The sequence below is a fragment of the Streptomyces flavofungini genome (genome assembly GCF_041028215.1).
Lineage (GTDB): Bacteria > Actinomycetota > Actinomycetes > Streptomycetales > Streptomycetaceae > Streptomyces > Streptomyces flavofungini_B.
Genome location: NZ_JASKYR010000161.1, coordinates 1 through 12,900 on the forward strand (window position 1 = coordinate 1; position 12,900 = coordinate 12,900).

12 protein-coding genes and 1 pseudogene are annotated in these 12,900 nt (G+C 70.2%); 9 read left to right on the forward strand and 4 right to left on the reverse strand.

The window, feature by feature from the left end; genetic code table 11:
• Nucleotides 1-24: 24 nt before the first annotated feature.
• Together AB8Z36_RS13795 and AB8Z36_RS13800 are read right to left on the reverse strand one after the other, a co-directional pair.
• A complete protein-coding gene (locus tag AB8Z36_RS13795) occupies nt 25-696 on the reverse strand; it encodes a response regulator (protein WP_369213567.1) in 672 nt (223 codons plus the stop codon).
• Nucleotides 697-711: 15 nt separating this feature from the next.
• On the reverse strand, nt 712-1,593 hold the full coding sequence (locus tag AB8Z36_RS13800; protein ID WP_369213568.1) for a RecB family exonuclease: 882 nt from the start codon (nt 1,591-1,593) through the stop codon (nt 712-714).
• Nucleotides 1,594-1,822: 229 nt separating this feature from the next.
• On the opposite strand from AB8Z36_RS13800, the gene AB8Z36_RS13805 reads away from it, so the two are divergent.
• From AB8Z36_RS13805 to AB8Z36_RS13815, 3 genes are all read left to right on the forward strand, one after another.
• On the forward strand, nt 1,823-3,397 hold the full coding sequence (locus tag AB8Z36_RS13805; RefSeq protein WP_440581912.1) for a site-2 protease family protein: 1,575 nt from the start codon (nt 1,823-1,825) through the stop codon (nt 3,395-3,397).
• 57 nt (nt 3,398-3,454) lie between these two features.
• The gene (locus tag AB8Z36_RS13810) at nt 3,455-4,357 is read left to right on the forward strand and encodes a tRNA (adenine-N1)-methyltransferase (RefSeq protein WP_062780022.1); all 903 of its coding nucleotides are present in this window, start codon (nt 3,455-3,457) and stop codon (nt 4,355-4,357) included.
• Nucleotides 4,358-4,587: 230 nt separating this feature from the next.
• The gene (locus AB8Z36_RS13815; RefSeq protein ID WP_369213570.1) at nt 4,588-5,169 is read left to right on the forward strand and encodes a hypothetical protein; all 582 of its coding nucleotides are present in this window, start codon (nt 4,588-4,590) and stop codon (nt 5,167-5,169) included.
• 73 nt (nt 5,170-5,242) lie between these two features.
• Here AB8Z36_RS13815 and AB8Z36_RS13820 read toward each other — a convergent pair whose 3' ends face one another.
• Nucleotides 5,243-5,557 (reverse strand): ferredoxin, encoded by a 315-nt coding sequence (locus AB8Z36_RS13820; RefSeq protein WP_369213571.1) that lies wholly within the window; start codon nt 5,555-5,557, stop codon nt 5,243-5,245.
• Nucleotides 5,558-5,811: 254 nt separating this feature from the next.
• On the opposite strand from AB8Z36_RS13820, the gene arc reads away from it, so the two are divergent.
• The 6 genes and pseudogenes from arc to prcA all read left to right on the forward strand — a co-directional run bounded on the left by arc (nt 5,812) and on the right by prcA (nt 11,583).
• A complete protein-coding gene (arc, locus tag AB8Z36_RS13825; protein ID WP_369213572.1) occupies nt 5,812-7,578 on the forward strand; it encodes a proteasome ATPase in 1,767 nt (588 codons plus the stop codon).
• A gap of 213 nt (nt 7,579-7,791) precedes the next feature.
• Nucleotides 7,792-9,303 carry a depupylase/deamidase Dop gene (dop, locus tag AB8Z36_RS13830; RefSeq protein ID WP_369213573.1) on the forward strand — a complete coding sequence of 504 codons (1,512 nt, stop codon included), beginning with the start codon at nt 7,792-7,794 and terminating at the stop codon, nt 9,301-9,303.
• A 123-nt stretch (nt 9,304-9,426) separates the two neighbouring features.
• Nucleotides 9,427-9,645 carry a ubiquitin-like protein Pup gene (locus AB8Z36_RS13835; RefSeq protein ID WP_369213574.1) on the forward strand — a complete coding sequence of 73 codons (219 nt, stop codon included), beginning with the start codon at nt 9,427-9,429 and terminating at the stop codon, nt 9,643-9,645.
• Between the two features lie 123 nt (nt 9,646-9,768).
• A pseudogene (locus AB8Z36_RS13840) lies at nt 9,769-9,960 on the forward strand (endonuclease domain-containing protein); the annotation flags it as partial.
• Nucleotides 9,912-10,760, forward strand: coding sequence for a proteasome subunit beta (gene prcB / locus AB8Z36_RS13845; protein ID WP_369213575.1), 849 nt, complete (start codon nt 9,912-9,914; stop codon nt 10,758-10,760). The pseudogene AB8Z36_RS13840 and the gene prcB, both read left to right, overlap by 49 nt.
• Nucleotides 10,761-10,809: 49 nt before the next feature.
• Nucleotides 10,810-11,583, forward strand: a complete 774-nt coding sequence (gene prcA / locus AB8Z36_RS13850) for a proteasome subunit alpha (RefSeq protein ID WP_369213576.1) — start codon at nt 10,810-10,812, stop codon at nt 11,581-11,583.
• Nucleotides 11,584-11,661: 78 nt separating this feature from the next.
• Here prcA and AB8Z36_RS13855 read toward each other — a convergent pair whose 3' ends face one another.
• Entirely contained in the window at nt 11,662-12,753 is a 1,092-nt protein-coding gene (locus AB8Z36_RS13855; RefSeq protein WP_369213577.1) for a LacI family DNA-binding transcriptional regulator, read from the reverse strand.
• Between the last annotated feature and the right edge of the window lie 147 nt (nt 12,754-12,900).

Sequence of the window (12,900 nt, forward strand, 5' to 3'; positions counted from 1 at the left end):
GTGCGGAGTGCGGGGGAACGGGGTCTACTGCGCGCCGGGGCGCACCAGGCCGCTCTCGTACGCGTACACCGCGGCCTGCACGCGGTCGCGCAGGCCCAGCTTGGTGAGCACATGGCCGACGTGCGTCTTCACGGTCGTCTCGCTGACGAAGAGGTCCGCGGCGATCTCCGCGTTCGACAGGCCGCGGGCCACCAGCTTCAGCACCTCGACCTCACGCTCGGTCAGGGTGTGCAGGGTGTCCGGCACCGGCTCGTCGCCCGAGGGCAGATGCGCGGAGTACTTGTCGAGCAGGCGGCGGGTGATGCTCGGCGCCAGCATCGCCTCGCCCGCGGCGACCACCCGGATCGCCTGCACCAGCTCGGCCGCCGGCGCGTCCTTGAGGAGGAAGCCGCTGGCCCCGGCGCGCAGCGCCTCCACCACGTACTCGTCGAGGTCGAAGGTGGTGAGGACCAGGACCTTCGCCGGGCCGTCCCGGCCGGGGCCGGTGATCTGCCGGGTCGCCTCGACGCCGTCCATCCGCGGCATCCGGATGTCCATGAGCACGACATCGGGCTGGAGCGCCCGGACCTGGTCAAGAGCCTGGAGGCCGTCTCCGGCCTCGCCGACGACCGCGATGTCCTGCTCGGCCTCCAGAATCATCCGGAACCCGGTGCGCAACAGCGGCTGGTCGTCGACCAGTAGGACGCGGATGGCCACGTAACTCTCCTTTGGCTAGCCCGGGCCCATTCTGCCCTGCTCGCCCGCCGCGGACTCGGGCGCCCTGAGAGGAAGCGGATACGGCGGGGGAGTCCCCCCGAATTCCGGACAAACGGCCTGGTGGTCGCACCAACCGCACAATTTGGTCGGCCGGGGGCGCCACTCGCCCGTGGCGGTGGCCAGCTCGATCGCCTCCCAGAGCGCGAGCAGCTTCCGCTCCACCCGCTCCAGGTCCGCCACCACCGGGTCGTACGTGATGACGTCGCCGCTGCCCAGATAGACGAGCTGGAGGCGGCGCGGGACCACGCCCTTGAGCCGCCACACCACCAGGGCGTAGAACTTCATCTGGAAGAGCGCGCCCTCCGCGTACTCGGGGCGGGGGGCCTTGCCCGTCTTGTAGTCCACGATCCGCACTTCGCCCGAAGGGGCGACGTCGACTCGGTCGATGATGCCCCGAAGGCGCAGTCCGGAGGCCAGCTCGGCCTGCACGAACAGCTCACGCTCCGCGGGCTCGAGGCGTGTCGGGTCCTCCAGGGTGAACCAGCGCTCGACCAGCTTCTCCGCGTCCGCGAGCCAGCGCGCCATCCGCTCGCCCCGGGGGTCGTCGGCGAACAGCTCGGTCAGCTCCGGCTTGCTCTCGCGCAGCCGGTCCCACTGGCCCGGGATCAGCGACTTGGCGCGCGGCGCGGTCCGCTCGCTCGCCGGGGCGTCGAAGAGGCGCTCCAGGACCGCGTGCACCAGGGTGCCGCGGGTGGCCGCCTCGCTGGGCTTCTCGGGCAGCTTGTCGATCACCCGGAAGCGGTACAGCAAGGGGCACTGCATGAAGTCACCCGCGCGCGAGGGCGACAGGGACGCCGGGCGTGCGGCCGCTGCGGCGCCTTCGGAGCTGGTTTCCATAGGGACAGACCCTACGACCCGCCACTGACAGCGTCCGCATACCATCGACGACGAACCCCCTCGCCCTGCATGATCGTGTGGGTAACCGCGCCATACCGGGGCGAGGGACGCTTTCGATCGAGGGGACATCGTGGACGAACGCGGCGAGAGCGGCAGGCCGCAGTCCGACGGCACGGAGGGGCCTCGCCCGGGCGAGGCGGGCTCCTCCGAAGCGCCGCGCCCGCTCGACATGGCCGAGGGCCCGGCGCCCGGCACCGACGCCACCACCGACGAGCGGCCCGGATCCGCCCCGGCCACCTCCCTCGACAAGGCGCCGGGAGCGGCGCACGGGGGCGATGGGCCCGGGGCCGAGCGGGACCCGGCCGAGCGCGGTGCCGCGGTGCGGGACGCCCAGGAACGGCAGACCGCCGGGCCGGGTGCCGCCGAGCGGCAGGGCGCCGAGCGGCAGGGCGCTGAGCGCGGGAGCACCGGGCAGCAGGGCGCCGAGCGGCCGAGTTCCGGGCAGCCGGGTTCCGCGCAGCCGGGTTCTGCGCAGCGGGACTCCGAGCCGGTGAGCGGCGGGGGTGCGGGCGGCGAGGACGCGGGTGGCGCGCACGAGCGGGCGCGGGCCGAGCACGGGCCCCGTATGACCGGTCCGCCCAAGGCCCAGAAGGGGCCCGGCGGCGGACTGCTGATGGGCAGGCCCTTCGGCGTGCCGGTGTACGTGGCGCCCAGCTGGTTCCTCGTCGCCGCCCTCATCACCTGGGTCTTCGGCGGCCAGCTGGACCGCGTGCTGCCCGAGCTGGGCGGTGCCCGCTATCTCGTCTCGCTCTTCTTCGCCGTCGCCTTCTACGCCTCCGTACTCGTCCACGAGCTTGCCCACACCGTCGCGGCCCTCCGCTTCAAGCTGCCGGTGCGCCGCATCCAGCTCCAGTTCTTCGGCGGCGTCTCGGAGATCGAGAAGGAGTCCGAGACCCCGGGCCGTGAGTTCGTCCTCGCCTTCGTCGGACCGCTGCTCTCCCTGGTGCTCGCCGGTGTGTTCTACGCGGGCATGCGCGCCGTCGAGCCCGGCACCGTCCCCGGCGTCCTGCTCGCCGGTCTGATGATCTCCAACCTCATCGTCGCCGTCTTCAACCTGCTGCCCGGCCTGCCCCTGGACGGCGGCCGTATGCTCCGCGCCGTCGTCTGGAAGATCACCGGCAAGCCCATGAGCGGCACCATCGCCGCCGCCTGGGTGGGCCGCGCGCTCGCCGTCTCCGTACTGATCGGCCTGCCGCTGCTCAACCAGTCCGGCGCGCTCGGCGGCGACCCCCAGGAAATCGGCGGCATGGACACCGTCACCGACGCCCTGCTCGCAGCGATCCTGGCCGCCATCATCTGGACCGGCGCCGGCAACAGCCTGCGCATGGCCCGGCTGCGCGAACACCTGCCCGAGCTGCGCGCCCGCACCCTCACCCGCCGCGCGGTGCCCGTCGAGTCCGGCACGCCCCTCTCCGAGGCGCTGCGCCGAGCCAACGACGCGGGCGCCCGCGCCCTGGTGGTGGTCGACCCCGACGGCGACCCGACCGCCGTCGTGCGCGAGGCGGCGATCGTCTCCGTGCCCCAGCACCGCCGTCCCTGGGTCACGGTCAGCGGCCTCGCCCAGGACCTCACCGAGGGCATGCGCGTCTCCGCCGAGCTGTCGGGGGAGGAGCTGCTCGACACCCTGCGGGCCACCCCCGCCACCGAGTACCTGGTCGTCGAGGACTCCGGCGAGATCTACGGAGTGCTCTCCGCGGCCGACGTGGAGCGCGCTTTCGTCAAGGCGATGGCCCGGCCCTCGTAGCTGAGGACGCCCGCCACGGTGGTCGGCGGCGTCCGCCGCGGCCGGTAGTCTGGTCACATGTCCGAACCGACCGGTGCCGCCCGCCGTCGCGGGCCCTTCAAGGTCGGGGACCAGGTCCAGCTCACCGACCCCAAGGGACGCCACTACACGTTCACGCTCGAAGCCGGGAAGAATTTCCACACCCACAAGGGTTCCTTCCCGCACGACGAGCTGATCGGCGCTCCCGAGGGCAGTGTTGTCCGTACCACGGGGAACGTCGCCTATCTGGCGCTGCGCCCCCTGCTCCCCGACTACGTACTGTCCATGCCCCGCGGCGCCGCCGTGGTCTACCCCAAGGACGCGGGGCAGATCCTGGCCTTCGCCGACATCTTCCCCGGCGCGCGCGTCGTCGAGGCGGGCGTGGGCTCGGGTTCGCTGAGCAGCTTCCTGCTCCGCGCCATCGGCGACCAGGGAATGCTGCACTCGTACGAGCGCCGCGAGGACTTCGCCGACATCGCCCGGCAGAACGTGGAGCGCTACTTCGGCGCCCCCCACCCCGCCTGGCAGCTCACCGTCGGCGACCTCCAGGACAATCTGAGCGACACCGAGGTCGACCGCGTCATCCTCGACATGCTCGCCCCCTGGGAGTGTCTGGAGGCCGTCTCCAAGGCGCTCGTCCCCGGCGGCATCCTCTGCTGCTACGTGGCGACCACCACCCAGCTCGCGCGGACCGTGGAGTCCATCCGCGAGATCGGCGGCTTCAACGAGCCGACCGCCTGGGAGTCGATGATCCGCAACTGGCACATCGAGGGCCTGGCCGTCCGCCCCGACCACCGCATGATCGGGCACACCGGCTTCCTGCTCACCGCCCGCCGCCTCGCGGACGGCGTCGAGCCCCCCATGCGCCGCCGCCGCCCCGCCAAGGGCGCGTACGGCGAGGACTACTCCGGACCCAACGCCGACGGCGGCACCCCGCGCTGACCCGCGCGGGCGGGCCCGTCCAATGAGCAGGCGCCGCCGCCGAGTTCCCTGACCGACCAGGGAACTCGGCGGCGGCGCCGTTTCGTTGACGGAGCACCGGCCGCGTACGGAAGGGCACGGTGCAACCAAACCGGGTACCCAGGCACCCCGCTGTTCCACCGCACTGTGACGTATGGCACGATGCTGGCCACCTCCCCCACCGGCACAGCCCTCACAGGAGACACTTCCTCGTGCAGCACCCCGCCGTCCCGGAACTGGCACACACCACCGCACGCCCCGTCCACTGGCTGGCCACAGCGGCGGCGCTGGCCGCCGTCGTCGCGGGCTCCGCCTTCCTCCAGCCCGATGCCGCCACCGCCGCCCAGACCGGGCAGCGGACCCACACGCGGGCCGTCGCGGGCGCGCCCGTCCCGGCCCCCGATCCCGCCTCCGTGGACTTCCCGCTCGACTGCGGCACCACGAGGGCCGTCGTGAAGCAGAAGGCCTCCGGCGACCTCGACGGGGACGGCCGGGCCGAGACCGTCGCCGTCGTGCACTGCCGGGCCGGTTCGGGCACCCCGCCCGACGGCGTCTATGTGATCACGCGCCCCGGCACCGGGAAGCCCCGCGTCGTCGCGACGCTCGTCGACCCCAAGGACCGGCTCRACGCCACGGACTTCGCCGTCCGCGAGGGCGCGGTCACCGCGACCCTGCTCGGCTATTCGTCACTGGACGTCCCCCGCTGCTGCCCGGACCGCAAGGAAGCGGCCAAGTGGCAGTGGAAGGACGGCTCATTCGAAAGGACCGCGCGGGCCGGGGCACGCAGCGTCTGACGCCCCGCGGGAAGGCGGGGACCGCCGGGAGACGGGGATCACCCGGAGCCCGTGGATCACCGGGAGACGGGGATCACTCGGCGTCGGGACCGTAGACCTCGACCCTGTCCGAAACGCGGCGCACATGGATGCAGTCGCCCGGGCACTCCTTCGCGGAGTCCGCGACGTCGCGGAGCAGCGGGAGCGGCACGCGCGTGGTGGCTCCTGGGGCCTGGAGCAACTCGTCGTCGGCGCTCTTCACGTAGGCGAGGCCGTCGATGTCCAGTTCGAACACCTCGGGCGCGTACTGCGCACAGATGCCGTCGCCGGTGCAGAGGTCCTGGTCGATCCAGACCTCCAGCAGATCGTGGCCCTCACTGCCGGTCTCGGCCTCGTGCCGCACGGTCATCTCTCCTGCCGGTAGCGCGCCGAGCGGGCCGACTATGCGGTAAGTCGGGCCAGCTCTGACGGGTGTTGAACACTTCGACGATACAACCGCCCGCTTTCCGATGTTGTTGGGTGGGTATTCACCTGACAGTGAGGGAGAGCGCAAGGGTGAAGATCGGACACACCCCCATCGTCTTTGTGATCTAGGGGTTTCAATCGACACCCACCCAGGTAGGGTCTGGAAGCGTCCAGCTCCCCTTGGAGGAGGTGAGGACCGTGGCAGCCCACGACGACGACATCAACCGCGGCATCCGGCCGGGACGAGGGTCTGAAGACCCTGCCGGTCAGGTTGCCTATCTTGAGCAGGAAATCGCCGTCCTGCGACGAAAGCTTGCCGACTCTCCGCGTCATACGAGGATTCTCGAAGAGCGGATCGTCGAGCTGCAGACCAACCTGGCCGGCGTGTCAGCACAGAACGAACGGCTCGCCAACACGCTTCGCGAGGCCCGCGACCAGATCGTGGCCCTCAAGGAGGAAGTCGACCGGCTCGCACAGCCGCCGGCCGGCTTCGGGGTCTTCCTCGAAGCGAACGAGGACGGCACGGCGGACATCTTCACCGGGGGCCGCAAGCTCCGGGTGAACGTCAGCCCCAGCGTGGAGCTCGAAGAGCTCAGGCGTGGCCAGGAAGTGATGCTCAACGAAGCGCTCAACGTGGTCGAGGCCATGGAGTTCGAGAGCGTCGGCGACATCGTCACCCTCAAGGAGATCCTTGAGGACGGCGACCGCGCCCTGGTGGTCGGACACACCGACGAGGAGCGGGTGGTGCGGCTCGCCGAGCCCCTCCTCGACGTCACCATCCGGCCGGGCGACGCCCTGCTCCTCGAACCCCGCTCCGGCTACGTCTACGAGGTCGTGCCCAAGAGCGAGGTCGAAGAGCTCGTCCTCGAAGAAGTCCCCGACATCAGCTACGACAAGATCGGTGGACTCGGCGGCCAGATCGAGATGATCCGGGACGCCGTCGAGCTCCCGTACCTCTATCCCGATCTCTTCAAGGAGCACGAACTGCGGCCGCCCAAGGGTGTGCTGCTGTACGGGCCCCCCGGCTGCGGCAAGACGCTGATCGCGAAGGCCGTCGCCAACTCGCTCGCCAAGAAGGTCGCCGAGGTGACCGGGCAGCCCGCGGGGAAGAGCTACTTCCTCAACATCAAGGGCCCGGAGCTCCTCAACAAGTACGTCGGTGAGACCGAGCGCCACATCCGCCTGGTCTTCCAGCGTGCGCGGGAGAAGGCGAGCGAGGGCACCCCCGTCATCGTCTTCTTCGACGAGATGGAGTCCCTCTTCCGCACCCGTGGCTCCGGTGTCAGCTCGGACGTGGAGAACACCATCGTCCCGCAGCTGCTCGCCGAGATCGACGGTGTGGAGGGCCTGGAGAACGTCATCGTCATCGGCGCCTCCAACCGCGAGGACATGATCGACCCCGCGATCCTGCGGCCCGGACGGCTCGATGTGAAGATCAAGATCGAGCGCCCGGACGCCCAGGCGGCGAAGGACATCTTCGCCAAGTACCTCACCGAACGGCTGCCGCTGCACGCCGACGACCTCGCCGAACACAGCGCCGACCGGCGTTCCACCGTGGACGGCATGATCCAGTCCGTCGTCGAGCAGATGTACGCCGAGTCCGAGGAGAACCGCTTCCTCGAGGTGACGTACGCCAACGGTGACAAGGAAGTCCTCTACTTCAAGGACTTCAACTCCGGCGCCATGATCGAGAACATCGTGGGCCGCGCCAAGAAGATGGCCATCAAGGCCTTCCTCGAGGCGAACCAGAAGGGCCTCAGGGTCGCTCACCTCCTCCAGGCTTGCATCGACGAGTTCAAGGAGAACGAGGACCTGCCCAACACCACCAACCCGGACGACTGGGCCAGGATCTCCGGAAAGAAGGGCGAGCGGATCGTGTACATCCGCACCCTCGTCACCGGAAAGCAGGGCGCGGACACCGGACGCTCCATCGACACGGTGGCCAACACCGGTCAGTACCTCTAGAACACAGGGCGGCTGCGGGTGTCCTTCACGGGTACCCGCGGCCGTCTGCTTTTCAATGAAGGCAATGATCTCCCCACCAGCGCAAAGGCGTTCTAGTCTCTTCGGTACCGCCGAGTCGCGCAGTGCGGGGACGGGCACCGCACATGCACCGGAGCACCAGCGGTACTTGAGCGCCGTTCCCGAACGGGAGCGCCGCCGGGCAAGGAGGGCCGCATGACCGTACGGCGAGTAATGGGCATCGAGACGGAGTACGGCATCTCCGTCCCCGGCCACCCCAACGCCAATGCCATGCTCACCTCGTCCCAGATCGTCAACGCCTATGCCGCGGCGATGCACCGGGCGCGACGCGCCCGCTGGGACTTCGAGGAGGAGAACCCGCTGCGGGACGCGCGAGGCTTCGACCTCGCCCGCGAGGCCGCCGACGCCAGCCAGCTGACCGACGAGGACATCGGCCTGGCCAATGTCATCCTCACCAACGGAGCGCGGCTCTACGTGGACCACGCGCACCCCGAGTACAGCTCACCGGAGATCACCAACCCCAGGGACGCGGTCCTCTGGGACAAGGCCGGCGAACGCATCATGGCGGAGGCCGCCGACCGCGCGGCACAGCTCCCCGGGGCCCAGCCGATCCACCTCTACAAGAACAACACCGACAACAAGGGCGCCTCCTACGGCACGCACGAGAACTACCTGATGAAGCGGGAGACCCCCTTCTCGGACATCGTGCGGCATCTGACGCCCTTCTTCGTCTCCCGCCAGGTCGTCACGGGCGCGGGGCGCGTCGGCATCGGCCAGGACGGCCACGAACACGGCTTCCAGCTCAGCCAGCGCGCCGACTACTTCGAGGTCGAGGTGGGGCTGGAGACGACGCTGAAGCGGCCCATCATCAACACCAGGGACGAGCCGCACTCGGACGCCGAGAAGTACCGCAGGCTGCACGTCATCATCGGCGACGCCAACCTCTCGGAGATCTCCACCTATCTGAAGCTCGGCACCACCTCCCTTGTGCTCGCCATGATCGAGGACGGTTTCATCGCGGTGGACCTCGCGGTCGACCAGCCGGTGCGCACCCTGCACCAGGTCTCCCACGACCCGTCGCTCAAGCACCTGGTCACGCTCCGCAGCGGCCGGTCACTGACCGCCGTACAGCTCCAGATGGAGTACTACGAACTGGCCCGCAAGTACGTGGAGGAGCGCTACGGCTCCGACGCGGACGAACAGACCAAGGACGTGCTCACCCGCTGGGAGGACGTGCTCGGCCGCCTGGAGAGCGATCCGATGAGCCTCTCGGGCGAGCTGGACTGGGTCGCCAAGCGGGAGCTCATGGAGGGCTACCGGCGCCGGGACAACCTCGACTGGGACGCGGCGCGCCTGCACCTGGTCGACCTCCAGTACGCCGATGTGCGGGCCGAGAAGGGCCTGTACAACCGTCTGGTGGCCCGGGGCAAGATGAAGCGGCTCCTCGACGAGGCGGACGTGGAGCGCGCGGGCACCAAGCCGCCCGAGGACACGCGCGCGTACTTCCGCGGCCGGTGCCTGGAGCAGTACGCGGACGACGTGGCCGCCGCCTCCTGGGACTCCGTCATCTTCGACCTGCCCGGCCGTGACTCTCTGCAACGCGTGCCCACCCTGGAGCCTCTCCGCGGCACCAGGAACCACGTCAAGGAGCTCCTGGACCGCTGCCGCTCCGCGGAGGACCTGGTTCGGGTGCTCTCCGGCGGCTAAAGGTCATCGGTGCGGGAATCACAGAGGTGGGTCCCGCACGTTGCACGAAGTGCGGGGCCGATGTCGGACCCGGATTGTAGGGTCTGATCAAGAACGTCTAACCGAGCGAGCGGGGTGAGGTAGATGGCGACCAAGGACACCGGCGGCGGACAGCAGAAGGCGACGCGCAACACCGAGGAGGCCGAGGAGCAGACGCAGGAGGCGCAGGGCTCCGAGGACCTCAAGGAGCGCCAGGAGAAGCTCAGCGACGACGTCGACTCCGTCCTGGACGAGATCGACGACGTCCTTGAGGAGAACGCAGAGGACTTCGTGCGTTCCTTCGTACAGAAGGGCGGGCAGTAAACCCCCTCTGGCCTTCGATTGCAAGGCTGCATGGGGGTTTGGCGGCTGAAAATGTGGGTGTGAAGTGTTGCTCGCGGTGCCCTGAGGTGTGACCGCGGGCGGCCTTCGCGCCGAGGAGCGGCCGCTCCCGCATTCCATGTGGATCACCGCCACGAGACGGGTAGGGTCCGTGGCATACCGTGCTTCAACCGCAATTCGGCCATCGGCAAGTTGGGAGTTGATCCCGACGCTGTTCGTCGGGCTGCCGCCTATCTGGAGGGATCCTCGTGGAAGCCAACACACGTGGCACCGGGCGTCTGCCGGCTGCCTTCCTGACGCCTGGTTCGTCGTCCTTCATGGATTTCCTGACCGAGCATCAGCCCGAGATCCTGCCCGGGAACCGGCAACTGCCGCCCCTCCAGGGCGCGATCGAGGCGCCGCACGGCACGACCATCGTGGCCGTGACGTTCCCCGGCGGCGTGGTCCTCGCCGGTGACCGGCGGGCGACGATGGGCAACATGATCGCGCAGCGCGACATCGAGAAGGTCTTCCCGGCCGACGAGTACTCCGCGGTGGGCGTCGCCGGTACGGCGGGCCTGGCCGTGGAGATGGTGAAGCTCTTCCAGCTGGAGCTCGAGCACTTCGAGAAGGTGGAGGGGGCCACGCTCTCCCTGGAGGGCAAGGCGAACCGTCTGTCCACCATGATCAGGGGCAACCTCGGCATGGCCATGCAGGGCCTGGCCGTGGTGCCGATCTTCGCGGGCTACGACGTCGACCGCGACAAGGGCCGCATCTTCACCTACGACGTGACGGGCGGCCGCTCGGAGGAGCACGTCGGTTACGCGGCGACCGGTTCCGGTTCGGTCTTCGCCCGCGGCGCGATGAAGAAGCTGTACCACGACGCCCTGACCGAGGACCAGGCGACGACCCTGGTGGTCCAGGCGCTGTACGACGCAGCCGACGACGACTCGGCGACCGGTGGCCCCGATGTGGGGCGGCGGATCTATCCCATCGTCACCGTCATCACCGACGACGGTTTCCGCAGGCTGACGGACGACGAGTCCGCGGCCATCGCGCGTTCGATCCTGGAGAGGCGGCTGGAGCAGCCCGACGGCCCGCGTGCCGCGCTGCTCTGACCGCCCCGCATTCGCCGCCAGTAGTTTTTGACAGAAAGGGACGGATCCGGTGTCGACGCCGTTCTATGTATCACCTCAGCAGCAGATGGCCGACCGGGCGGAATACGCCCGCAAGGGCATCGCGCGAGGCCGCAGCCTGGTCGTTCTGCAATACGCCGACGGCATCGTGTTCGTCGGCGAGAACCCGTCCCGCGCGCTGCACAAGTTCAGCGAGATCTATGACCGCATCGGTTTCGCGGCCGCGGGCAAGTACAACGAGTACGAGAACCTCCGCATCGGCGGCGTCCGTTACGCCGATCTGCGGGGTTACACCTACGACCGCGACGACGTGACGGCCCGCGGCCTGGCGAACGTGTACGCGCAGACGCTGGGCACCATCTTCTCCAGCGCCGCCGAGAAGCCCTACGAAGTGGAGCTGGTCGTCGCCGAGGTGGGGGTCACCCGCGAGGGTGACCAGATCTACCGCCTGCCGCACGACGGTTCCATCGTGGACGAGCACGGATCGCTGGCCGTCGGCGGCAACGCCGAGCAGATCAGCACCTATCTCGACCAGCACCACAGCGACAGCATGACGCTGGCCGAGGCGCTGAAGCTCGCGGTCCGCGCCCTGTCGCGGGACACCAACGGCAGCGAGCGGGAGATCCCCGCCGAGCGCCTCGAGGTGGCGGTGCTCGACCGGACGCGTCCGCAGCAGCGGAAGTTCAAGCGGATCGTCGGCCGCCAGCTCTCCCGGCTGCTCGACGAGGGCGGCTCCACGGACGCCCCGTCCGACGACGAGCCCGAGCCCGGGACCTCCACGGAGACAGACGCCGGGAGCGAGTAGCCCGAGCTCCCTTCCAGGACCGCCCCGTCCTCCCGGCCGACCGGCCGGGGAGGCGGGGCGTCCGTGTGCCGGGACCGGTCAGCGCGCGGGTCCCGTCGAGCCCCGTACGACGAGTTCCACGGCGAGCGGCGTGGAGTCGGGGACACGGCCCTCCAGGACGGCGACGAGCGACTCCATGCCGCGCTCGCCGAAGTGCTCGGCGGGCAGCCGGACGGTGGTGAGCTCGGGCTCGACGGCGGTCGCGAGGGTGAGGTCGTCGAAACCGGTCACCGAGAGGTCCTCGGGGACGCGCAGGCCGAGCCGCCGCGCCGCCTTGCAGACGCCCGCGGCGAGGAAGTCGTCGTCACAGACGACGGCGGTGGGCCGCGGCCCAGGAGCGGCCAGGGCGGCCTCCGCGGCAGTGCGGGCGGCCTCGACGGTCAGCGGTGCCGCCACCCGGCGTACGGCCGTGCCGGTGCCGCTGAGGGCCGCCGCGAGGGCGTCCGCGCGCACGTCGAAGGTCCAGGAGTCGATGTCGGCGGCGAGGTGCAGGACATCGCGGTGGCCGAGACCCAGCAGATGCTCCGTCACCCGGAGCATGCCGTCGGCGAGGTCGAGGTTGACGGTGGCGGCGCCGAGGCTGCGCGCCGGGTCGCTGTCGAGCATGACCAGGGGCAGGTCGTCGCCGCGGATGGTGGCGAGGGCGTGCGAGGCCATGGAGGAGGCGAGCACGCCGTCCAGTGAGGCACGCGCCGAGTCGAAGGGGTCGCGGGCGGGCCCGGTGCCGTCGGGGGAGGGGTAGAGGACCACGCCGAAGCCGTGCCGGGCCGCGACGCGGGCGGCCCCGGTGTGGACATGGGCGAAGAACTCGTTGGTGAGGGCCGGGACGACGAGCAGCGCGGTCCGTGTCCTGCCGAGACGCAGATTGCGGGCGGCGAGATTGGGCCGGTAGCCGAGCTCCCGTGCCGTGCCGCGGACCCGCTCGGCGGTGGCCTCGGCCACCCGGCCGCGCCACTTGTCGCCGAGCACCAGGGAGACGGTGGCCTGCGAGACCCCGGCCGCGCGCGCGACGTCGCGGCTGGTGGGCCGGGTGCCCCCGGCCTCCTGCTGTGGCCCGGCCACTGCTACCTCCCAGGTCGTCCCCGCGGGCGGGATGCCGACGGCTCCCATGGACAGCGTTTCAGCGCTCATGGTACGTATGGCACTCGACGTTATACGTAAAACCTCGGCCGTGGCGTTGGGCAGCCGGCCCACCAGCGTCCCGGCGAGCAGCCGTGTCGCGTACCGCGTCCTGAGGATCTCCGCGTATCCCGCCGCCATGCCCGCCTGCCCTTCCCC